Source organism: Rhodanobacteraceae bacterium, assembly GCA_016713135.1.
In the GTDB taxonomy this organism is placed as follows: Bacteria; Pseudomonadota; Gammaproteobacteria; order Xanthomonadales; family SZUA-5; genus JADKFD01.
Genome location: JADJPR010000002.1, coordinates 248,103 through 269,850 on the forward strand (window position 1 = coordinate 248,103; position 21,748 = coordinate 269,850).

At 65.8% G+C, this 21,748-nt stretch carries 16 protein-coding genes, 9 tRNA genes and 1 pseudogene; 2 read left to right on the forward strand and 24 right to left on the reverse strand.

All coding sequences use genetic code 11. The features are described from left to right. Positions 1-11: 11 nt before the first annotated feature. The 14 genes and pseudogenes from IPK27_03350 to IPK27_03415 all read right to left on the reverse strand — a co-directional run bounded on the left by IPK27_03350 (position 12) and on the right by IPK27_03415 (position 8,458). A tRNA-Asp gene (locus tag IPK27_03350) sits at positions 12-88 on the reverse strand. 9 nt (positions 89-97) lie between these two features. Next, a tRNA-Val gene (locus IPK27_03355) sits at positions 98-172 on the reverse strand. A 14-nt stretch (positions 173-186) separates the two neighbouring features. Continuing rightward, positions 187-459, reverse strand: coding sequence for an HU family DNA-binding protein (locus tag IPK27_03360; protein MBK8066685.1), 273 nt, complete (start codon positions 457-459; stop codon positions 187-189). A 230-nt stretch (positions 460-689) separates the two neighbouring features. After that, a pseudogene (gene lon, locus IPK27_03365) lies at positions 690-3,112 on the reverse strand (endopeptidase La). 462 nt (positions 3,113-3,574) lie between these two features. Next, positions 3,575-4,852: an ATP-dependent Clp protease ATP-binding subunit ClpX gene (gene clpX / locus IPK27_03370; protein MBK8066686.1), complete on the reverse strand. Its 1,278-nt coding sequence runs from the start codon at positions 4,850-4,852 to the stop codon at positions 3,575-3,577. A 136-nt stretch (positions 4,853-4,988) separates the two neighbouring features. Then, the gene (gene clpP, locus IPK27_03375) at positions 4,989-5,615 is read right to left on the reverse strand and encodes an ATP-dependent Clp endopeptidase proteolytic subunit ClpP (GenBank protein MBK8066687.1); all 627 of its coding nucleotides are present in this window, start codon (positions 5,613-5,615) and stop codon (positions 4,989-4,991) included. Positions 5,616-5,920: 305 nt separating this feature from the next. After that, positions 5,921-7,231 (reverse strand): trigger factor, encoded by a 1,311-nt coding sequence (locus IPK27_03380; protein MBK8066688.1) that lies wholly within the window; start codon positions 7,229-7,231, stop codon positions 5,921-5,923. A gap of 53 nt (positions 7,232-7,284) precedes the next feature. Further along, positions 7,285-7,368: transfer RNA gene (locus tag IPK27_03385), tRNA-Leu, on the reverse strand. 34 nt (positions 7,369-7,402) lie between these two features. After that, a tRNA-Lys gene (locus IPK27_03390) sits at positions 7,403-7,477 on the reverse strand. Between the two features lie 12 nt (positions 7,478-7,489). Beyond that, a tRNA-His gene (locus IPK27_03395) sits at positions 7,490-7,565 on the reverse strand. 20 nt (positions 7,566-7,585) lie between these two features. Then, positions 7,586-7,662: transfer RNA gene (locus IPK27_03400), tRNA-Arg, on the reverse strand. Between the two features lie 64 nt (positions 7,663-7,726). Further along, a tRNA-Pro gene (locus tag IPK27_03405) sits at positions 7,727-7,803 on the reverse strand. 132 nt (positions 7,804-7,935) lie between these two features. Then, positions 7,936-8,012 (reverse strand) — tRNA-Arg (locus IPK27_03410). 89 nt (positions 8,013-8,101) lie between these two features. Then, positions 8,102-8,458, reverse strand: coding sequence for a hypothetical protein (locus IPK27_03415; GenBank protein ID MBK8066689.1), 357 nt, complete (start codon positions 8,456-8,458; stop codon positions 8,102-8,104). 101 nt (positions 8,459-8,559) lie between these two features. Here IPK27_03415 and IPK27_03420 point away from each other — a divergent pair, with 101 nt between their 5' ends. Beyond that, positions 8,560-9,375 (forward strand): hypothetical protein, encoded by an 816-nt coding sequence (locus tag IPK27_03420; GenBank protein ID MBK8066690.1) that lies wholly within the window; start codon positions 8,560-8,562, stop codon positions 9,373-9,375. 190 nt (positions 9,376-9,565) lie between these two features. Here IPK27_03420 and IPK27_03425 read toward each other — a convergent pair whose 3' ends face one another. Further along, positions 9,566-12,844 (reverse strand): hypothetical protein, encoded by a 3,279-nt coding sequence (locus IPK27_03425; GenBank protein ID MBK8066691.1) that lies wholly within the window; start codon positions 12,842-12,844, stop codon positions 9,566-9,568. A gap of 234 nt (positions 12,845-13,078) precedes the next feature. On the opposite strand from IPK27_03425, the gene IPK27_03430 reads away from it, so the two are divergent. Further along, positions 13,079-13,729, forward strand: coding sequence for a hypothetical protein (locus IPK27_03430; GenBank protein MBK8066692.1), 651 nt, complete (start codon positions 13,079-13,081; stop codon positions 13,727-13,729). A gap of 437 nt (positions 13,730-14,166) precedes the next feature. On the opposite strand, the gene IPK27_03435 is transcribed toward IPK27_03430, so the two are convergent. From IPK27_03435 to IPK27_03475, 9 genes are all read right to left on the reverse strand, one after another. Beyond that, positions 14,167-14,260: transfer RNA gene (locus IPK27_03435), tRNA-Ser, on the reverse strand. A gap of 7 nt (positions 14,261-14,267) precedes the next feature. Next, a complete protein-coding gene (gene csrA, locus IPK27_03440) occupies positions 14,268-14,468 on the reverse strand; it encodes a carbon storage regulator CsrA (protein MBK8066693.1) in 201 nt (66 codons plus the stop codon). Between the two features lie 159 nt (positions 14,469-14,627). Next, entirely contained in the window at positions 14,628-15,668 is a 1,041-nt protein-coding gene (locus IPK27_03445; protein ID MBK8066694.1) for a hypothetical protein, read from the reverse strand. Further along, positions 15,566-17,386, reverse strand: coding sequence for an alanine--tRNA ligase (gene alaS / locus IPK27_03450; GenBank protein ID MBK8066695.1), 1,821 nt, complete (start codon positions 17,384-17,386; stop codon positions 15,566-15,568). The genes IPK27_03445 and alaS overlap by 103 nt, the downstream gene beginning before the upstream one ends. A 633-nt stretch (positions 17,387-18,019) precedes the next feature. After that, positions 18,020-18,472, reverse strand: coding sequence for a regulatory protein RecX (locus IPK27_03455; protein MBK8066696.1), 453 nt, complete (start codon positions 18,470-18,472; stop codon positions 18,020-18,022). Further along, positions 18,462-19,484, reverse strand: a complete 1,023-nt coding sequence (recA, locus tag IPK27_03460; GenBank protein MBK8066697.1) for a recombinase RecA — start codon at positions 19,482-19,484, stop codon at positions 18,462-18,464. Before recA ends, IPK27_03455 begins: the two co-directional genes overlap by 11 nt. Positions 19,485-19,598: 114 nt before the next feature. Next, positions 19,599-20,228 (reverse strand): CinA family protein, encoded by a 630-nt coding sequence (locus tag IPK27_03465; GenBank protein ID MBK8066698.1) that lies wholly within the window; start codon positions 20,226-20,228, stop codon positions 19,599-19,601. 76 nt (positions 20,229-20,304) lie between these two features. After that, the gene (locus tag IPK27_03470; protein MBK8066699.1) at positions 20,305-21,141 is read right to left on the reverse strand and encodes a pirin family protein; all 837 of its coding nucleotides are present in this window, start codon (positions 21,139-21,141) and stop codon (positions 20,305-20,307) included. A 25-nt stretch (positions 21,142-21,166) separates the two neighbouring features. Then, positions 21,167-21,748 (reverse strand): NAD(P)H-dependent oxidoreductase, encoded by a 582-nt coding sequence (locus tag IPK27_03475; protein MBK8066700.1) that lies wholly within the window; start codon positions 21,746-21,748, stop codon positions 21,167-21,169.

Genomic DNA, 21,748 nt, shown 5'->3' on the forward strand with positions numbered 1-21,748 from the left:
CGTGTCAGGATTGGCGGAGCGGACGGGGCTCGAACCCGCGACCCCCGGCGTGACAGGCCGGTATTCTAACCGACTGAACTACCGCTCCATTGAAACTTGGTGGGTGCTGAGGGGATCGAACCCCCGACCCTCGCCTTGTAAGGGCGACGCTCTACCGCTGAGCTAAGCACCCAGCAGACGAGCCGCTTAGTTTACAGCATCCTTGAGCGCTTTGCCAGCCTTGAAACCAGGATTCTTCGAGGCCTTGATCTTGATCGTCGCACCGGTCTGCGGATTGCGGCCCTGGCGCGCAGCGCGCTTGCGCACGGCGAAGGTGCCGAAGCCGGTCAGCGTCACGCTGTCGCCCGACTTCAGCGCCTTGGTGACGACGTTGATGAACGCGTCGAGCGCACGGCCAGCATCAGCCTTGCTGAGATCGGCGGCGTCGGCGACCGCGTTGATGACGTCAGTCTTCTTCATACAGTGAAACTCCCTTCGGAATCGGCAGCCGGCGTTGGCTGCCGATCATGGTGATGAGTATTGAGGCGATCGGCTGTTCGGTCAGCTGGAGCCGGCGCTTGTTTGCCAGCGCCTGGTGGGTGCGACGATCAGCGCTGGCGCTTTATATCAGGCGAGAAATGCCCACGCAACAAAGCGGAACGGATCGTACACGGCGCGGGTTCAGCACTCGCACCGGACGCGCGCACGCTTCAGTGGCGCACGACGCCCGGCGCCTGCGGCGCTTCCGCAGAGGCAGCCGGCGCAGCTTCTTCGCTGCGCGCCGCCGCGCTCTCCGCGACCGGCAGCGGCGAGCTGACCAGTGCGATGTCAAGCACTTCGTCGATCCACTTCACCGGCTTGATCACCAGCGCATCGGTGACGTTGGCCGGGATGTCGGCGAGATCCTTGCGGTTGTCGTCGGGGATGATCACGGTCTGGATGCCACCGCGATGAGCGGCCAGCAGCTTCTCCTTGAGTCCACCGATCGGCAGCACCCGTCCGCGCAGTGTGATCTCGCCGGTCATCGCCACCGACGAGCGCACGGGGATCTTGGTCAGGGCCGAAACCAGCGCGGTGCACATGCCGATACCCGCGCTTGGGCCGTCTTTCGGGGTGGCGCCTTCCGGGACGTGCACGTGGATATCCCACTTCTGGTGAAAGTCGGGGTCGATGCCGAGCGACTGGCTGCGGCTGCGCACCACCGAAAGCGCCGCCTGCACCGATTCCTGCATCACCTCGCCGAGCTGGCCGGTCTGGATCAGTTTGCCCTTGCCCGGCACGATCGACGATTCGATGCTGAGGATGTCGCCGCCGACCTCGGTCCAGGCGAGCCCGGTCACCAGTCCGACTTCGTCCTTCTCCTCGGCAAGGCCGTACTGGAAGCGGCGCACACCCAGGAACTTGTCGAGGTTCTTGCTGGTGACCGCAATCGACTTCGGCCCGCCCGGCTTGGTCAGCTTCACGACTTTCTGTGGCGCCTCACCCTTGGCCGCTTTCGTGCCCTTCGCCTTCCCGGCCTTCAGCGAAAGCTCCTTGACCACCTTGCGGCAGATCTTGCTGATCTCGCGCTCCAGGCTGCGCACGCCGGCTTCACGGGTGTAGTAGCGGATCATGTCGACCAGCACGCCATCGCTGACGCTGATCTCCGTCGGCTTGAGCCCGTTCGCCTTGATCTGCTTGGGCAGCAGGTATTTCTTGGCGATCGCCACCTTCTCATCCTCGGTGTAGCCCGGGATGCGGATCACCTCCATGCGGTCGAGCAGCGGGCCGGGGATGTTCAGCGAGTTCGCAGTGCCGATGAACATCACCTCGGACAGGTCGAGGTCGACTTCCAGGTAGTGGTCGTTGAAGCTGTGGTTCTGTTCCGGATCGAGCACCTCCAGCAGCGCCGACGAGGGATCGCCGCGGAAATCCATCGACATCTTGTCCAGCTCGTCGAGCATCAGCAGCGGGTTCTTGGTCTTGACCTTGGCCAGGTTCTGCACGATGCGGCCGGGCAGCGAGCCGATGTAGGTGCGGCGGTGGCCACGGATCTCGGCCTCGTCGCGCACGCCGCCGAGCGACATGCGCACGAACTTGCGTCCGGTGGCCCGCGCGATCGACTGCCCCAACGAGGTCTTGCCCACGCCCGGCGGGCCGACCAGGCACAGGATCGGAGCCTTCATGTGCTTCACGCGCGTCTGCACGGCGAGATACTCGAGGATGCGCTCCTTGACCTTCTCCAGGCCGAAATGGTCCTCGTCGAGCACGCGCTTGGCTTCAGCGAGGTTCTTGCGGATGCGCGAGCGCTCGCTCCACGGCACGTTCGCCAGCCAGTCGATGTAGTTGCGCACGACCGTCGCCTCGGCCGACATCGGCGACATCATCTTCAGCTTGTTGAGTTCGGTGCGCGCCTTGGCCGCCACTTCCTTGGGCATGCCGGCCTTTTCGATGCGGCGCGCCAGCTCATCCATCTCGTTCGGCGCTTCGTCCAGCTCGCCAAGTTCCTTCTGGATGGCCTTCATCTGCTCATTCAGGTAGTACTCGCGCTGGCTCTTCTCCATCTGCGTCTTGACCCGGCCGCGGATGCGCTTCTCGATCTGCAGCACATCGATCTCGGCGTCCACCGCCGCCATCAGCATTTCCAGGCGCGCGCCGATGCCCGCCGTCTCCAGCAGGCTCTGCTTGTCGGACAGCTTGATCGACAGGTGCGCAGCGATGGTATCGGCAAACGGCTCGGATCGTCGATCGCGCCCAAGGTCGACAGCAACTCGGGCGGGATCTTGCGGTTGAGCTTCACCAACTGCTCGAACTGCGACAGCAGCGTGCGCGACAGCACGTCCACCTCGCGCGGCTCGCGGTCCATGTTGGACTCGATCTCGACCGGGACCGCGCGATAAACACCGTCGGCCTCACTGACCGCGGTGATCGCGACGCGCTTGAGGCCCTCGACCAGCAACTTGATCGTGCCATCGGGTAGCTTCAGCAACTGCAGCACCGAGGCCTGGGTGCCGACCTCGTACATTTCCTCGGGGCGAGGATCGTCGATCTCGGGCGCTCGTTGGCTGATCAGCAGAATCTGCTTGTCGCCATCCATCGCCGATTCCAGCGCCTTCATCGAGCGCTCGCGCCCGACGAACAGCGGAATCACCATGTGCGGATAGACGACGACATCGCGCAGCGGCAGGATCGGCAGGGATCGCTCGCCAGTGCCGAAGTCCAGGCGCGTGGATGCGGACATGAATCTCTCCATTGCCGGACGGGAACCGTCCTCGATGGAACGAGAATTGGGGGCCGAGCGCGGGAATGCAAGCGGCTCCGGTCAGCCATGGTGCGGGTGAGGGAACCGAGGGGCGCGGGGCTGGCGCCCGGTTGTTGGTTCTCGGTTGTTGGTTGTTGGCAGCAAATGCCGGCGGGCCGCAGGCCTGTGGGAGCGGCTACAGTCGCGAGCCTCTGTCGGCCGCCGCAGGAAAGATCGCGGCTGAAGCCGCTGACGCTTGGGCTGCGGCGTACGCGCTTGGCTGCCGACAACCAACAACCAAGAACCAACAACCGGACTCAGGTTATCCGAAGATCACTCGCCGCCAGTCCGGCGCAAGCCACCGCAACCCCGCCCTTACTGGGCCGCCGTCCGCGGCTGGGCGTTGCCTTCGTAGATCAGGTAGGGCTCGGCGGTGCCATTGATGACGGCCTCGTCGACCACGATCTTGCTGACGTTGGTCATCGAGGGCAGGTCGTACATGGTGTCCAGCAGCACCTGCTCGACGATGGTGCGCAGGCCACGCGCACCGGTGCGGCGCTCGAGTGCCTTGCGCGCGATCGCGGCGAGCGCGTCCGGGCGGAACTCCAGGTCCACGCCCTCCATCTCGAACAGGCGCTTGAACTGCTTGACCAGCGCGTTCTTCGGCTCCGACAGGATGCGCACCAGGGCCGACTCGTCGAGTTCTTCGAGCGTGGCGACCACCGGCAGGCGGCCGATCAACTCGGGGATCAGGCCGAAACGGATCAGGTCCTCCGGCTCAACTTCCAGCAGGACCTGGCCGACGCTGCGACGGCCCTGGGTGCTGCGGATATCGGCAGCGAAGCCGATGCCGGTGGAGGTGGAGCGCGCCTGGATGATTTTCTCCAGGCCGGCGAACGCGCCGCCGCAGATGAACAGGATGTTCTTGGTGTCGACCTGCAGGAATTCCTGCTGCGGATGCTTGCGCCCGCCCTGCGGCGGCACGCTGGCGACGGTGCCCTCGATCAGCTTCAGCAGCGCCTGCTGCACGCCCTCGCCGGAAACGTCGCGGGTGATCGACGGGTTCTCGCTCTTGCGCGAGATCTTGTCGATTTCGTCGATGTAGACGATGCCGGTCTGCGCCTTGTCGACTTCGTAGTCGCACTTCTGCAGCAGCTTCTGGATGATGTTCTCGACGTCCTCGCCCACATAACCGGCCTCGGTCAGCGTGGTGGCGTCGGCGATGGTGAACGGCACATTGAGCAGGCGCGCCAGCGTTTCCGCCAGCAGGGTCTTGCCCGAACCGGTGGGACCGATCAGCAGGATGTTGCTCTTGGCCAGTTCGACATCGTCGCCGCGCTGGCGCGACTCCAGGCGCTTGTAATGATTGTGCACCGCGACTGAGAGGATCTTCTTCGCGCGCTGCTGGCCGATGACGTACTGGTCGAGAACTTCCAGGATCTCGCGCGGCTTGGGCAGGCTGCTGCGACCGGCCTGCGCCTTGTCTTCCAGTTCCTCGCGGATGATGTCGTTGCACAGTTCCACGCATTCATCGCAGATGAACACGCTGGGGCCGGCGATCAGCTTGCGGACTTCGTGCTGGCTCTTTCCGCAGAAGGAGCAATACAGCACTTTGCCGCCGTCTCCGGAGCGGTGCTGGCGATCGTCAGACATTCGTGAACCTCAACAATGAATCACCCTCGGGACGCATCCGGCCCGAGCATATCACGGGATTTCGGCGCGCAATTCCGCGTGCCGGGCGGGGAAACCGGGCTCGGCGCACGGACTTCAAGCCCGCGCGCTGGCCGGGTCAGACGGACTTGATGGTGGCTTCGGCGCGGCGATCGAGCACCGCATCGACCAGTCCATAGGCGCGCGGGTCGTCGGCGCTCGTGAAGTAGTCGCGGTCGGTGTCGCGCGCGATGCGGTCGATCGGCTGGCCAGTGTGGGTGGCCAGGATGCGATTCAGTTTCTCGCGGATCAGCAGGATTTCGCGGGCATGGATGTCGATATCCGATGCCTGTCCGGAATAGCCACCGAGCGGCTGGTGAATCATCACGCGCGAATTCGGCAGGCAGTAGCGCTTGCCTGGCGCGCCAGCCGCCAGCAGCACCGCGCCCATGCTGGCCGCCTGGCCGATGCACATGGTGCTGATCGCCGGCTTGACGAACTGCATGGTGTCGTAGATCGCCATGCCGGCGGTGACCGCGCCACCCGGACTGTTGATGTAAAGATTGATGTCCTTGTCCGGATTGTCGGATTCGAGGAACAGCAACTGGGCCACGATCACGTTGGCCATGTAGTCGTCGATCGGCCCGACGCAAAAAATCACGCGCTCCTTCAGCAGGCGCGAATAGATGTCGTAGGCGCGCTCACCACGAGCGCTCTGCTCGACGACGATCGGAACCAGATTCAAAGCGCGGATGTCGTTGGCCATCGGGGACTCCGGAGTCGGCAACTTGGGATGGGGCCCGTTCTAGCGGATTTCAATGCGCAGCACCATGGACGAGGGCACGAGGGCACGAGGGCACGAGGGCACGAGGGCACGAGGGCACGAGGAGGCTCGTGATTCTGCAGATCAATGCAAGCACTATCGCAGCGAGCCGAGGCTGGATCTGGGACGAGGTACTGGCGTGCCCTCGTGCCCTCATGCCTTCGTGCCCTCCAGCCGCAACAGGCCCCTGAAGCAAAAAAGGCGCGGAGCCGCGCCCCGCGCCTTTTTCTGCGCACCGCAGGAGCCGATCAGGCGCCCGGCTGCAGCACTTCCTTGAAGGTGCGTTCGACTTCAGTGACCTTGCAGTGGCCAGCCACCCATTCTGCCACCTGCTCGTCCATCACGCGGGCGCGCAGGTTGTTCATCAGGCGCTGGTCCTGCTGGTACATCTGCACGACTTCATTCGGATCCTCGTAGGTCGAGGCGATCGCGGCGAGCGCGGTGCGCACGCGGTTCTCGTCCAGGCGCAGGCCGTTCTTCACCGCGATCTCGTTCAGCAGCATCGCGGCGAGCACACGGCGGCGGGCGATGTCCTTGAGACTGTCCAGGGCCGGCTCCGGCGGCACCGGCTGGCCGGCGCGCTTGGCGCGCTCGGTCATCTCGGCGACGGCCTGGCGCTGCAGGGTCTTGGCCTCTTCCATCACCAACGAGTTCGGCACACCCAGATGATCGTACTTCTTCAGCAACTGCTCGACGACCGCCCCGCGCAGGCGTGCGGAAAGCGCCTGGCCGAGCTCGCGCTCGAGGTTCGCGCGCACTTCGCGGCGGAAAGCCTCGACACCACCGGGGATGTTGAAGCTGCGGGCGAAAGTGTCGTCGACCTCCGGCAGTACGCCCTCGTTGATACGCGTCACCTTGATCTCGATCGACGCGCTCTTGCCCGCAAGGCGGGTGTCGCGATAGTCCTCGGCGAAGGTCGTCGAGATCGTCTTCGTCTCGTCAGCGCTCATGCCGACCAGCGCGTCTTCGATCTCCGGCAGCACCGCCTTCTGGCCGATCGCGGTGAGGCCGCGCTCGACGCCCTCTTCCGGGATGCGCGAGCTTTCGCCGTTGATGACGAATTCGAAGGCGACGAAATCGCCGGCCTGCGCGGTGCGCTCGACCGGGCGGAAGCTCATGCGCTGGCGCCGCAGGGTATCGATCATGCGATCGATGTCGGCATCGGTGGCCTGGGCCACATCGCGCGAAATCTCGAGGTCGGCAACTTCGATGGCCGGGAATTCCGGCATCACGTCGAAGGTGGCGACGTAGGCGAATTCACCGGCGGCCGCGTTGTCACGGGTGACGTTCGGCGAATGCGCCGGACGCAGGTTGTGTTGCTGGAACGCTTCGGTGAGGGTGTCGCGGATCAGGTTCTGGGTGACCTCGTCCCGGATCTGCGCACCGTAGCGCTTCTCGATCACCACCGGCGGTACCTTGCCCTGACGAAAGCCCTTGAGCTGCACCGACTTCGACAGCTCGCGGATGCGCGCGTGGATGCCTTCCTGGAAACGTTCGCCGGGCACGCTGACCTTCACGCGGCGCGCGAAGTCATCCAGCTTTTCGACCGAAACCTGCATGGAACCTCCAAAAAATCACGAACTGACGCGGCAGCGCGATGCTGCCGAGATCCTGGTGCGAAAGGAGAGACTCGAACTCTCACGGGTTACCCCACTGGATTCTAAGTCCAGCGCGTCTACCATTCCGCCACTTTCGCATGATCGATTGCAGGGATGGGACCGGCGAGAAGTTGGTGGGCTGTCAGGGACTCGAACCCCGAACCTACTGATTAAGAGTCAGCTGCTCTACCATTGAGCTAACAGCCCACGAAAAACGGCTGGGGTGGAAGACGGGGCTCGAACCCGCGACACTCGGAATCACAATCCGATGCTCTACCGACTGAGCTACATCCACCACCGTAAACCTTGTCCAACTGGCGCGCCCGACAGGAATCGAACCTGCAACCGTCGGCTTAGAAGGCCGATGCTCTATCCGGTTGAGCTACGGGCGCTTGGCTCCGTAGTCCCGCCCGCGCGGTACGCCACCACCGCGAGTACTGTACCGCTCGCGGAGGCTGGTCGGGGTAGAGGGATTCGAACCCACGACATCCAGCTCCCAAAGCTGGCGCGCTACCAGACTGCGCTATACCCCGCGTACATCCTGCGGCACCGCACCCACGATCCAACACGATACGGCCAGTATCGCGAGCGGTCAAACCCCGCCGCCGCTGCTCCAGCCCTAAACATCGACGCCCGAAACGGGTTCGGGCGTCGACTCATTGCAATGGCGCGCCCGGAAGGATTCGAACCTCCGACCACCTGGTTCGTAGCCAGGTACTCTATCCAACTGAGCTACGGGCGCGTAGAAAGGAAAGTATGTCCGGCGAATAAGCATCCGTCAAGCCCCTTTCGCGAAGAAGATGCGTCAGCATGTAACGCGCCGGAATCGGCTCATTCCGGCTGGGACATTCGCGCATCGTACTCGACGCGTGCGGCGCGCATCTCGGCCAGCAAGCCGTCTTCGGCGCTCTGGATGCACAGATCTCGCCGATCGATGGACGCCGATTCGCAACTCGCCATCGCATCGCGATGCCGCTGTTCAGCGGCCTCCCGCGCCCGGTCGAGATAGGCCTGGGCTTCACTCTGGGGCGACGGGGCTTCCGGTTCCTGCGCGCGCGGCAACGCTGCTGGAGCGACCGTTGGCAAGACGGGCTGGTCCGGCGCCGCTTCCTGCGCAGGCATTCCAGCCGGACTACAGCCATACAGTAGACAGAGCGCCAGTGGCAGCCAGGAGACGAACTTGCGCAAGATGAGGACTCCTTGGTCGGGCGTTCCGAGTGTATCCGCGGGTGGCCCGCGAGATCCGTGGCGCGCGTAGCATCGGCGCTTTCCGACCGGACGGGTGACCGATGACCGCATTCCTTCGCACACTGCTGGCCGCGTGGTTGTTCCTCACGGCGGCATCGGCTTCGGCTGCCGCCAACTACCAGGACATGTGGTGGCGCCCGAGCGAAAGCGGCTGGGGCGTGATGGTGCTGCAGCAGGGCGAGGTCATTTCGGCTGTCATGTTCCACTATCGCCCGGATCGCAAGCCGGTGTGGTACCTGCTGTCGAACGCGCCGCGCGGCAACGGTGAGAGCTACTCCGGAACGCTGTTCGAAACCAGCGGGCCAGCACTGTTCGGCGCCTTCGACCCGACCACGGTCGCCGTGCGCGATGTCGGCACGATGACGCTCAACTTCAGCTCGCTCACAGCAGGCAGCGTCAGCTACACCATCGATGGGCAGAGCGCGAGCAAGGTCATCGAGCGCATCACCTTCCAGACGCCCAGCCTGATCGCCGAATACCTTGGGTCCTACGCCGGCTATGCAAGCTGCGCGGGATTCCCGGACATCGACACCTTCACCTTCACTTCCCGGATCATCATCGGCGGCACCGACCAGGCCTTGGTGCTGCGCGTCCAGACCGGCGGCTCGCTGCTGGGCGAGGCACTGACCTGTGACCTCACCGGCCCGCTGACTCAATCAGGCGGCATCCTTACGGGCAGCGGAACCTGGATTTGCCGCAACGCGTCCAACCAATCGCGCATGACCGCGACCTACACCATTGACGAGATGCGCATCATCGACAAGACAGTCGTGATCAACCTGCGCGCGAGCACCAGTTATCCGTCGGTCAATGCGAACTGCACCGAGCGTGGGGCCTTCAGCGGGGTACGGAGATAGCGGCACGGGGGGTGCGGACCGGTCGCGCTGCGCGAGCCGATGCACCGCAGGGCGGCGAACGCCGGCGGGGGCAGGGCACGCGGCAAGGCCGGCGGAGCCCACCAACTGCTTCGACGAATTCCGCGACCCTGGCTCAAACCAGAAGCTGGCCCGACGTCTTCCCGTGCCCCGTGCCCCTGCCCCGTACCCCTTACAGTGGCGCCCGCAGCGGCAGCAGCAGCACGAAACGCATCCCGGCGCCCGGTTCGCCCTGCGCCTCGATGCGGCCGCCGAGCTTGACCGTCACCAGGTTGTAGACAATGTGCAGGCCGAGTCCACTGCCGCCTTGCGAGCGGCGGGTGGTGAAGAAGGGTTCGAACACGCGCGCCAGAGCTTCCTTGCCGATGCCGAGGCCGTCGTCCTCGAAAACGATGCGCACACGCTCGCTGTCGGCGAGCGCGGCTGACAGGCGCATGGTGCCGCCGCGCGCGCCATCGAAGGCATGCAGCAGGGCGTTCTGGATCAGGTTGGTGACCACCTGACCAAGCGCCCCCGGATAGCTCTCGAGTTCGATCCGTTCCTCGCAGCTCAAGGCGAGCTGGACCGGGCGGCGCTTCCAGGTCAGCTCCAGGCTGCTGACCACGGCACGCAGGTTGTCGCCGAGGTCGAAGCGACGTCGGTCGTCGCTGCTGCGATCCACCGACACCTGCTTGAAACTGCGCACAAGGCTGGATGCGCGCTCCAGGTTCTGGCCGACCATCGTCGATGCCTCATGGGTCTGCTCGATGAATTCCGCCAGTTCGCTGCGGCTGAGCTTGCCCGCGGCGAGCGCCGCGCGCAGTGCATCGCTGCGCTCGCTGAGATACGAGGACGCGGTCAGCGCCACGCCGACCGGGGTATTGATCTCGTGCGCCACGCCGGCCACCAGTTGGCCGAGCGAAGCCATCTTCTCGCGCGCGACCAGTTCGTCCTGCGCGCTCTGCAGTTGCCGCAACGCGCGCTCGGCGCTGTCCTTGGCCTGGGTCAGTTCGGACGTGCGCCGGTCGATCAGTCGCTCAAGTTGTTCCGCGCGGCGCTGAATGCGCAGGTTGTACAGGTGCACACCGAGCCAGATGGCCAGCCCGGCGACCACCGAGGCCAGCGCCAGGAACCACCAAGTCTGCCAGAACGCGGGCACCACGCGCACCGGAATGGCCAGTTCGCTGGTACTGAATACCCCGGTGCGCCCGCTGCCGCGGACCTGCAGGGTGTAGCGACCGGGACTCAGGCGGGTATAGCTGGCCACGCGCCGGGTCGCGTCGCTGTCGATCCATTCGCTGTCGAACCCCACCAGGCGGTACTGGTAGCGGTTGCGCAGTGGAGCGGTGTAATCGAGCGCGGCGAATTCGACGCTGAATCCTCTCTGGCCCGGCAGGACATCGAAGCCCTCGGCGGTATTGGTCAGGTGAATCGGCGCACCACCGACCTGGATGTCGGTCACCACCAGCGGCGGCGTGTAGTCCCAGGGGCGAAAACGCGCGGGATCGACCACCATCAGACCCTTGCTGCCACCAAACAGCAGCAGCCCATCGCGGGTACTGGCATAGGCGCGGAACCATGCCGTACCGAGGTCGGCGCCATCCGCGCGACCGAGTTCGTACAGCGAGTCCTGACTCGGGTCGTAGACGAAACGCTGGCTCCAGATGCGGCCTTGCGCGTCTTCCAGAAGGTTCGCGCCGAACGGCACGCCAACCGCACCCAGGCGCGCACTGACGGGCTCCAGCCGCGCAGAACGTCCGTCGAATCCGGTCGCACGATGGAGGCCAGCCGGCGTGTCGACCCAGAACTGGCCCGACCGATCCAGCAACAGGCCCACCACGCCCGCATTCACCGGAACATTGTCCTGGCCGGCGACCAAAGCGACGCGCCGCTGGACGGGATCGGTTGCCGTCAGCGTGTACAGTCCGGAAGAGCTTCCCACCCAAAGCCGGCCGTCGCCCGATTCGACCAGCGCGTTGACGTCCTCCCGGATCGGCTTGCGGTCTGCGCCGGGCGGGCGTTCGATGATGTCCGAGCCCGCCGCCATCCGGGCGAGTCCCGCGTCGGTGCCGATCCACAACCCGCCTTCGCGGGCTGCCAGCAAGCGACGCACGTAAATATCGGGCAAGCCCCTTTCGACTCCGAAACGGGTGAAGGTGCCGGCGTCGCGATCGTAGCGATGCAGGCCGTCCACGGTGGCGACCCACAGCTTGCCATCGCCGGTTTTCGCCAGGCCCGAGATCACACCGTTGCGCAGCGCCTCCGGATCAGCGGGATCCGGCCGATGGCCGGCGATCACGCCGCGCTGGCGATCCCAGATGTCGATGCCGTTGCCACGGGTTCCGATCCAGAGCGTTCCCGGATCGACCTCGAGCACGCTGCTGACGCTCGGCGAACTCAGTGTATGCGCGCGCCCGGGGCTATGGCGCAACACGCCGATGGCATCGTTGGCCGGGTCGTGGCGCTGCAACCCACCGCCGTAGCCGCCGATCCAGATCTGGCCGGCATTGTCGCGCAGCATCGCGCGCACCTGGTCGTGCGCCAGGCTGGAACTGACCGCCGGATCTGGCCGGATGCGCCGAACCAGGTGGAAATCTTCGGCGTCGACCACGTCGATGCCGCCGAATGCAGCGATCCAGAGGATGTCGGCGCGGGGCTGCAGGAGTGCCAGAACCGAGGGCTGCACGTCGTCACCCGCGACGCCTAGCGGATCCGCCGGAATCTGGCGCAGCGTCGTCGCCGTGGTGTCCAACACGAAACTGCCGCGGCGCGAGGTGCCGATCACGATGCCACCCTGTTCGCGCTCGATCAGCGCCTGCACCTGCTCCCCGACCAGGCTACGCCCGGTATCGCTCGCGAGCGTGATGCGTTCGAAGGCATCGCCGATGGCACGACGAACGCCGAGGCCGCCCCAGCTCCCGATCCACACATTGCCGTGGCGATCGACCCGCAGCGCCACCACGTGCTCGTCATCGGCCGTGGTGCCGTCCCCGTAGCGCCGGCGCAGGTGCTCGATCGTCCTGGACTTCGCATCCCAGTAGTCCAGGCCATCCCGGGTACCGATGTAGACGCCGCCACGGGCATCAGCGGCCAGTGCGCGCACCGTGTTGCTGGCCAGATCGGTCGCTCCGGAGCCTGCGCGCAGGCGCACGATGCTGCCATCCTGCGGGTCGAGGATGGTGACGCCGTCGGCATTGGTGCCCACCCACAGCCGGCCATCCGCCGCGGCCGCCAGGGCGCGGACGAAGTCGCCGCCCAGAGAACCCGCATCCTCGGGATCGTTATCGAAATAGTCGAAGCGATAACCGTCATAGCGGATCAGTCCGTCGGGGGTACCGATCCAGAGAAACCGGACGAATCCTGCGCCAGCGCGGATACGTTGTTGTCGGGAATCGACTCGGTGCTGCCTACCGATTCGAAATAGGGATCCACCTGATCCAGTGCGTGCAGCGCGCTCGCCCAGAGGGCGCACAGTACCGCTGCCATTCGCGCGAATCGATGCATCGGGGCATCGTAGAGTCAGCCGGGGGTCGGCGCCAGCGAGGCGGAGTGAGAATCGCCCCCAATTGACCACAGGAGACAATTGGATGCCATCCTGAATGCCTCGATGGCGCAATTGTCAATCAGGGATGCGCGCGCCGACCGGGGGTTCCGCAGTTTCGCCGGACATGCAACGATGGCGCGTCGGCATTCTGGACACTGGACCATGCTCACGACGAATCAGTGGATTGCGGCTGGTTTTGGAGTTTCGCTGGTGGTGGCGGCGCTCGCCGGCTTCTCCGGCGAGGGTTTTTCGATTCCGGTGGCAGCCAGTACCTTTGGCAGCATGGCGTCGGTTCTGGCGCTGGTTCTGGTCTGGCTCGGGCTTCAAGGCCAGACCCGCGAACTGGCGTTACAGCGCGAGGAACTGCGCGAGCAGCGCGAGCAGATGGCCAAGATCGCGCGGTCGGCGCAACGCGGCAACAGCCCCGCCGAACAACTTCCCGATTTCATGTACGCCGCGGACGATCCGCGGCTGTTCCTACGGCCGGAGAGTTCGATGGGCGATTCCGCCATCGTGCTGGTGCTCAAGAACAACGGTGCGCAGATCTGGGGCGTGTCGCTGTACTGGCATTACCAGGACCGCACGCATTTCATCGACGAGACCCATCCCACTCTGGTCACAGGCGGGGAGATCATCGCTTTCATCCAGCGCAACGAATTGCCGGAGCAGTTCGAAGTCACGGTGTCCTACACCAAGCGCAACGGCCGGGAACAGGAAGAGCGCTGGTCGATCACCGAAGATGCTGCCGGATTCGATTGCACCTACGACGGCAAGGTCGCCGGCGCGCCGATCCATCACGCCACAACGAGGTAGGCCGCCGATGGCTTAGAGCCGAGATTGCTCGGCTGGCTTTCGGACGAGGGTGTCGCGATATTTTCAGCGGAGCAAGCTCCGCTACGGACCCTCGCACGAATCGAACCCGCTCGCTTGACCCGCCAGAATTGAAGAAGGCCGCCTTGCGGCGGGCTGTCCGGCATTTCTGGCGGGACGGGATTGTGCCGGCCATCCATGGCCGGCACCCCTTCGGGGCTGCGCTCCGCGCTGCGCGCGGTGCTCGCGTTCTTTGGACTCCTGTCCGCGATTGTGCCGGCCATCCATGGCCGGCACCCCTTCGGGGCTGCGCTCCGCGCTGCGCGCGGTGCTCGCGCTCTCCCGGCATCCTGCCTTTCGAGTCGAACCCGCTCGGGTTCTCGGCCCTCTCTCTCCGCCAGAAACGAAGAAGGCCGCCTCGCGGCGGCCTTCGTCGAATCTGGCGGAGAGAGAGGGATTCGAACCCTCGATGGATGTTTTTGCACCCATACTCCCTTAGCAGGGGAGCCCCTTCGGCCTCTCGGGCATCTCTCCGTGACTGTCAGGAACCGGCTTCAGGGCCCTCGCCCTCGCTGCCGTCTTCCTTGCGAATCCTCTGGTAAATCTCCTCGCGGTGTACTGCGACGTCCTTCGGCGCGCTGATACCAATGCGCACCTGATTGCCTTTCACGCCAAGCACGGTGACCGAGACCTGATCTCCAATCATCAGGGCCTCGCCAACGCGACGCGTCAAGATGAGCATCCATTCCTCCTGCCGCCATCCCGGCCTGGGCCGGGATATCGTGAGTGCAGAACCTCGCACCCGCAACTGTCCATGTCATTCGCCGCCTGCATCCGTCGGCGCGCGAAACGAGAATGGTAGCGCAGTCCACCGACGAAGAGCAATCCTTCTGTCGGATCCTCATGCACGTGCGGCGACGAACTCCTTCAGCCCGGCCAGGGCCGCCTGCAGGGCCGGCACATCCGGACAGCCGCCCTGGGCCATGTCCGGGCGACCGCCGCCCTTGCCGCCTGCCGCAGCGGCGACGTGGCCGAGCACGTCGCCCGCCTTGATCCGGCCGAGCGCCGCGCCGCTGACGCCGGCGATCAAGGTCGCCTTGCCATCCTGCGCCGATGCGAGCACGACCACGGCATCGACCAGCTTCTGCTTGATCTTGTCGAGCATCTCGCGCAGCACCTTGGCATCGACGCCTTCGATCCGCTCGGCCAGGACCTTGACGCCGCCGACGTCGCTGGCGCGCGCAAGCATGTCGTCCACCGAGGCGCTGGCGGCCTTCGATTTCAGCGCCGCCAGCTCCCGCTCGTCGCGCTTGATGCAGTCCAGCAACTGCTGCACCTTGGCGATCACCTGGTCGCCAGCGCCGAGCAGGCCCGCCAGTTCGCGCAACTGGCCTTCCTGCTCCTGCACCCAGGCGACCGCGGCGGCGCCGGTGATCGCCTCGATGCGACGCACGCCCGCGGAGATGCCGCCTTCGCTGACGATCTTGAACAAACCGATGTCGCCGGCGCGCTCGACATGCGTGCCGCCGCACAGCTCGGTGGAGAAGTCGCCCATCTTCAGCACGCGCACATGGTCGCCGTACTTCTCGCCGAACAGCGCCATGGCGCCGAAGTCGAGCGCCTGCTGCATGCCCATGTGATGCACTTCGGCCGGCGCGTTGACGCGGATCTGTTGGTTCACGCGCAGCTCGATACGCTGCAACTGGTCTGCAGTGATCGGCTGGAAATGCGAGAAGTCGAAGCGCAGCCGGTCCGGCGCCACCAGCGAGCCCTTCTGCTGCACATGGGTACCGAGTTCCTCGCGCAGCGCGGCGTGCAGCAAGTGGGTGGCCGAGTGGTTCAGCACGATCGCGCGGCGGCGCTCGTTGTCGATCTGCGCACGTACCGTGTCGCCGACCTTGAGCACACCCTCGCGCAACTGGCCGAGGTGTCCGTGGAACACACCGGCGAGCTTGACCGTGTCGTCGACCGTAAACGCGGCGTTTGCCGCCCGAGCTGGCCCTGGTCGCCGACCTGACCACCGCTCTCGGCGTAGAACGGCGTGCGGTCGAGGACGACCACGGCGCGGTCGCCACCGACGATCTGCTGCGCCAGCTTGCCGTCGACCAGCAGGCGCAGGACGCGGGCATCGCTGCACTCGCCTGATTCGTAGCCGGTGAACACCGTCGGCGCGAGGCCCTCGACGTGCTCGGCGGTCACCTGGACGCCGCCGCCGAAGTTGCTGGCGCTGCGCGCGCGCTCGCGTTGCGCGGCCATTGCCTCTTCGAAGGCATCCATGTCGACGCTCAGCCCGCGCTCGCGGGCGACATCCGCGGTCAGGTCGACCGGGAAACCATAGGTGTCGTACAGCCGGAAGGCATCGGCGCCGGCGACCGTGCCGCTGGCTTTCGCCGCGATCTGCTCGAACACCTTCATGCCGCTGTCCAGGGTCTCGGCGAAGCGCTCTTCCTCGGCCGCCAGCACCTGGTCGACCAGCTTGGCCTTGGCCGCGAGTTCCGGGTACGCCTGGCCCATCTGCTCGACCAGCGGCGCGACCATGCGGTGGAAGAAGGCCTGGCGCACGCCGAGCTTCCAGCCGTGGCGCAGGGCGCGACGGATGATCCGGCGCAGCACGTAGCCGCGGCCTTCGTTGCTCGGCAGCACGCCGTCGACGATCAGGAAGCTGCAGGCGCGGATGTGATCGGCGATCACCCGCAGCGAGGGATTGGCCAGGTCGGCCGTACCGGTCAGCGCCGCGCAGGCGCGGATCAGCGCCTGGAACAGATCGATCTCGTAGTTGGAATGGACGTGCTGCAGCACCGCGGTCAGGCGCTCCAGGCCCATGCCGGTATCCACGCAGGGGCTGGGCAGCGGAGCCATGCGGTATTCGGTCAGGGTGTACTTGAGTTCGCCCGCCGGCGTGCGGGTGGCGGTCGGCGGCTGGACCACCTTGCCGGCGGCCAGTGCGGCCTCGTAGGCAGCGCGTGCGGCGCTCTCGTCAGCGTACTCGGCGCTGCCGAGCACCGAGCGGTCGAACTGCATGAACACCAGGTTCCAGATCTCGATGTAGCGGTCGCCATCGGCCTCGGGCGAACCCGGCGGGCCGCCTTCGATGCCTTCGCCGTGGTCGTAGAAGATCTCGGAGCACGGGCCGCAGGGGCCGGTGTCGGCCATCTGCCAGAAGTTGTCGGAGGCAAACGGGGCGCCCTTGTTGTCGCCGATGCGCACGATGCGCTCGGGCGGCACGCCGACTTCCCTGGCCCAGATGTCAAAGGCCTCGTCGTCGGTCTGGTAGACCGTGACCCAGAGCTTGTCTTTCGGCAGCTGGTAGACGCCGGTCAGCAGTTCCCACGCGTAGTGGATCGCGTCACGCTTGAAATAGTCGCCGAAGCTGAAGTTGCCCAGCATCTCGAAGAAGGTGTGATGCCGCGCGGTGTAGCCGACCGCATCCAGGTCGTTATGCTTGCCGCCGGCGCGCACGCAGCGCTGCGCCGAAGCAGCGCGCGTGTAGTCGCGCTTTTCCGCCCCGAGGAAGGTGTCCTTGAACTGCACCATGCCCGAGTTGGTGAACAGCAGCGTGCCGTCGCCGCCGGGGACCAGCGAACTGGACGCCACATGCCGGTGCCCCTTGCCGACGAAATAGTCGATGAAGGCCTGGCGGATTTCGTTGGTGGTTTGCATCGGATGCACCTGAATTGGATCGCGCGGAGCGAGCCCATCAATCTAACCGTTTACACGGTGAGGCGTCACTCGGGGCAGAGCGGGTGTTGGTGTTGGTTGTTGGTGTTGGTCAGAGCGAAAGGCCGCAATCCGCGACACGTTGCTCTCACCGAACATCCGATAACTCATTGATCTGAAGAGCATTTTGTCCGCAAAGGACGCGAAGGACGCAAAGAAGAGCGGAAACCGCTTTCGCTTCCTTTGCGTTCTTTGCGTCCTTTGCGGACAAGAAAAGTGGCGCGGGTCGCGAAGAAGTTCGATGCGCGAATAAGCGCACCGCCAGGGGCGACGGGGACTCTCACCGAACATGCGCCAAGGTGTTGAATTTCATACATTTTCAGCCCGTGCGAAATGACGACCCTGTGATTGAGAACGCAAAGGACGCAAAGGGACGCAAAGGACGCAAAGACAGCAAGTGCCGGGGATACCCCAGCGCTGTATCGAGTTTGATTTCCTTTGCGTCCTTTGCGTCCTTTGCGTCCAAAAACACAGTCCGCGATCTTGCGAGAGTCACGGTTCGATGCGCGAACAAGCGCACCGGCCAGGGGCGACCGGGACTCTCACCAACACCATCAACCAACACCAACACCGGCTTCACCCCAGCGCCTTGCGGATGGTCGCGCTGTCGAAGCCGCGCGCCTGCAGGAAGCGTGCGCGGCGGGCCCATTCGGTGTAGTCGGCGGGGGGGTCGTCGCCGAACTTGCGTGTGGCGAGGGCACGGGCCTGGGCTACCCAGTCGATGTCGCCGCCGTCGTCGCCGGTGATCGGCTGGTCGGTCCTGAGCCCGGCCTCGCGCAGATCGTTGCGGATGCGGCCGGGGCCGTGGCCGCGGCGCAAGCCGGCGGCCACCTTTGCGGTGGTCGCGCGCTGGTCGCTGAGATAGCCGTCGGCAGCGAGCGCATCCAGCGCGGCGGCGATCTCGTCTTCGGAGTACTCGCGCTGCGCCAGCTTGCGCGCCAGTTGCAGGCGCGAGTGCTCGCGCCCGGCGAGCAGTGCCAGCGCCGCAGCCTGTGCGCTGCGGCGCGGCTTGTCGCTGTCAGGCTTCATCCGCCGCGGCGACCGCAGGCAACTTGAGGTCGAGCAGCTTTTCGCGGATGCGGGTCTCGATTTCCTGGGCCATGTCCTTGTGCTCCTTCAGGAACAGGCGCACGTTGTCCTTGCCCTGGCCGATGCGCTCGCCCTTGTAGCTGTACCAGGCGCCGGATTTCTCGATGAAGTTGTTGGCGACACCAAGCTCGATGATCTCGCCCTCGCGCGAGATGCCCTCGCCATAGAGGATCTCGAACTCAGCCTGGCGGAAGGGCGGCGCCATCTTGTTCTTGACCACCTTGACCCGGGTCTCGGAGCCGATCACTTCCTCGCCGCGCTTGACGCTGCCGGTACGGCGGATGTCCAGGCGCACCGAGGCGTAGAACTTCAGCGCATTGCCACCGGTGGTGGTCTCGGGATTGCCGAACATCACGCCGATCTTCATGCGGATCTGGTTGATGAAGATCACCAGGCAATTGGAGCGCTTGATGTTGCCGGTCAGCTTGCGCAGCGCCTGGCTCATCAGGCGCGCCTGCAGGCCGACGTGCGAATCGCCCATCTCGCCTTCGATCTCGGCCTTCGGCACCAGCGCCGCGACCGAGTCGACCACGACCACGTCGATGGCATTGCTGCGCACCAGCATGTCGGTGATTTCCAGGGCCTGCTCGCCGGTGTCCGGCTGCGAGACCAGCAGGTCGTCGACGTTGACGCCGAGCTTCTCGGCGTAGGTGGGATCGAGGGCGTGCTCGGCGTCGACGAATGCGGCGGTACCGCCCGCGCGCTGGGCGGCGGCCACGACCTGCAGCGTCAGCGTGGTCTTGCCGGAGGATTCCGGACCGTAGATTTCGATCACACGACCGCGCGGCAGGCCGCCGATGCCGAGCGCAATATCCAGCCCGAGCGAACCGGTGGAAACCGCCTCGATCGCATCCGACGTGCGATCGCCCATGCGCATGACGGTGCCCTTGCCGAACTGCTTCTCGATCTGCGAAAGCGCAGCCGACAGCGCACGGCGCTTGTTGTCGTCCATGATCCAGTTCCTTTCGTTAGGGTGTGGGCCGGCGTTATCCCGATCCTGCGTCTCAGGGATTGAGACTGACCGCCGGATGGATCGATGATGCCACAGGGCCCTGACAACGCCCTGTCAGAAGGCTTCGTGTGGCGCTGTCAGAATTTTCTGCAAGCCGCCGAAGGCCACGGCGACAGTCTGCCGGCGCACGGCGTCGCGATCACCTTGCAGGTGGACCATCTGGGTGACCGGCGGATGGTGGCCGCGTCCCCAGGCCAGCCAGACGGTGCCAACCGGCTTGCCCGGCGTGCCGCCACTCGGCCCGGCGATGCCGGTCAGCGCCACCGCGACATTCGCCCGGCTGCGCGAGAGCGCGCCGCGAACCATTTCCACGACGGTTTCCTGGCTCACCGCGCCGTATTTCTCCAGCGTCACCCGCGATACACCCAGCATCGACTCCTTGGCCTCGTAGCTGTAGGCGACGAAACTGCAGTCGAACCAGTCGGAGCAGCCGGCGATCTCGGTCACCACCTTCGACAGCCAGCCGCCAGTGCACGACTCCGCCGCCGCCAGCTTCATTCGCCGCGCCAGCAGGAGCTTGCCGATTTCCACACCGGCGGCCTGAAGTTCGTGGTCTGCGGGAATCTGGATGGTCACTGCGCGAAGCCGGGAGGGGAATGAAGGCCGAAGATACCCGTGGGCGGCGTCGCGGTGAAATGCGATCACCGCGTAGGCCCGCAAACCAGGGGTGAGCGGACCGGCCATGCGCACTCCCGGCCGCGCATGCCCGATTGCCCGAGGCAGAGGCCGCCGGGCGCGCCCGCGGCCTCCCGCCCGGTGGTCAGAAGCGCCCGGCGCGCAGGTCTTCAACCGCCTGGACCAGTTCCTCGCGGGTGTTCATGACGAAGGGGCCGTAACGGGCGACCGGCTCGCGCAGCGGGCGTCCTGCGACGAGGATCGCGCGGGTAGTGCCCTCGGCCGTCGCCTGCACGACCACGGAGTCGCCAGGTCCAAGCACTGCCAGTTGCTGGGCCAGAACCGGCATCACGCCGTCGACCGCCAGCGCGCCTTCGTAGACGTACAAGAAGGCACTGTGGTGCTCCGGCAGCGGCTGGGCGAAGCTCGCGCCCGCCTGCAGGTGCAGATCGACGTAGACCGGGTCGGTGGCGGCCTGCTCCACCGGACCGCGCACGCCGCCCACTTCGCCGGCGATCACCTTGGCGACCACTCCCGGCGCGGGCGCGACGCTCGGGATCTGCTCCGGCGGGAACTCCTGGTAGCGCGGCTCGCTCATCTTCAGCCGTGCCGGCAGGTTGATCCACAGCTGGAAACCGCGCATCCGGCCTTCCTGCTGCTCCGGCATCTCCGAGTGCACCAGGCCACGCCCAGCGCTCATCCACTGCACCGCTCCGGGCACCAGCAGGCCGGAGTTGCCGTGGTTGTCGCGATGGCGCATGCGCCCGTCGAGCATGTAGGTGACGGTCTCGAAGCCGCGGTGCGGGTGATCCGGGAAGCCGGCGATGTAGTCCTCCGGCCGGTCGGTGCCGAACTCGTCCAGCATCAGGAAGGGGTCGAGGTCCATCAGCTGCGGCGAGCCGATGACGCGCGTCAGGCGCACGCCGGCTCCGTCCGAGGTGGGCATGCCGCGGACCACGCGGGCGATCTTGCGGGTGCTCATGTCGATCTCCGGTTGCGCTGCGGCCTCAGGCCGCGAGCTGGGTGATATGGGACAGGCTGGCGCGCGCGCTGGCAAGCGCCTGTGAACGATGTTCTGCGGACATCGCGAGTCCCTGCGCGCGCACCACCTCGACCTCGACGATCCCGAGGAAGCCGAGCACGAAGCGCAGGTAGGACTCCTGGTGTTCGCTCGCACCACCGAATTCGTGCACGCCGCCCTGGGTGATCGCAAGAATCGCGCGCTTGCCCTTGAGCAGGCCCTCGGGGCCAGTACTGGTGTAGCGGAAGGTCTTGCCGGCCACTGCGACGCGGTCGATCCAGGCCTTCAGGGTCGACGGCACCGAAAAGTTGTACATCGGCGCGCCGATGACCACGACATCGGCCGCGGACAGGGCCTCCAGCGCGCGCTGGGCACGCGCGGACTCGGTCGCATCGGCGCCCGCCAGCGAGCGCGACGACAAATGCGGCAGCGGCTCGGCGTCCAGGTCCATGCGGGTCAGGCTGGCGCCCGGGTGCTGTGCCCGCAACTGGTCGACGATCGCCTGCGTCAGGCCGCGGCTGGCGCTGTTCTCGCCCAGGATGCTGCTGTCGATATGCAGGATGTTCAT

Bases quoted from the DNA above. Each gene is read 5' to 3' on its own strand.
- IPK27_03360 (MBK8066685.1), bottom strand. From the start codon at position 459: ATGAAGAAGACTGACGTCATCAACGCGGTCGCCGACGCCGCCGATCTC.
- clpX (MBK8066686.1), bottom strand. From the start codon at position 4,852: ATGTCTGACGATCGCCAGCACCGCTCCGGAGACGGCGGCAAAGTGCTG.
- clpP (MBK8066687.1), bottom strand. From the start codon at position 5,615: ATGGCCAACGACATCCGCGCTTTGAATCTGGTTCCGATCGTCGTCGAG.
- IPK27_03380 (MBK8066688.1), bottom strand. From the start codon at position 7,231: ATGCAGGTTTCGGTCGAAAAGCTGGATGACTTCGCGCGCCGCGTGAAG.
- IPK27_03420 (MBK8066690.1), top strand. From the start codon at position 8,560: ATGACCGCATTCCTTCGCACACTGCTGGCCGCGTGGTTGTTCCTCACG.
- IPK27_03430 (MBK8066692.1), top strand. From the start codon at position 13,079: ATGCTCACGACGAATCAGTGGATTGCGGCTGGTTTTGGAGTTTCGCTG.
- csrA (MBK8066693.1), bottom strand. From the start codon at position 14,468: ATGCTCATCTTGACGCGTCGCGTTGGCGAGGCCCTGATGATTGGAGAT.
- alaS (MBK8066695.1), bottom strand. From the start codon at position 17,386: ATGCAAACCACCAACGAAATCCGCCAGGCCTTCATCGACTATTTCGTC.
- IPK27_03455 (MBK8066696.1), bottom strand. From the start codon at position 18,472: ATGAAGCCTGACAGCGACAAGCCGCGCCGCAGCGCACAGGCTGCGGCG.
- recA (MBK8066697.1), bottom strand. From the start codon at position 19,484: ATGGACGACAACAAGCGCCGTGCGCTGTCGGCTGCGCTTTCGCAGATC.
- IPK27_03465 (MBK8066698.1), bottom strand. From the start codon at position 20,228: ATGGCCGGTCCGCTCACCCCTGGTTTGCGGGCCTACGCGGTGATCGCA.
- IPK27_03470 (MBK8066699.1), bottom strand. From the start codon at position 21,141: ATGAGCACCCGCAAGATCGCCCGCGTGGTCCGCGGCATGCCCACCTCG.
- IPK27_03475 (MBK8066700.1), bottom strand. From the start codon at position 21,748: ATGAACATCCTGCATATCGACAGCAGCATCCTGGGCGAGAACAGCGCC.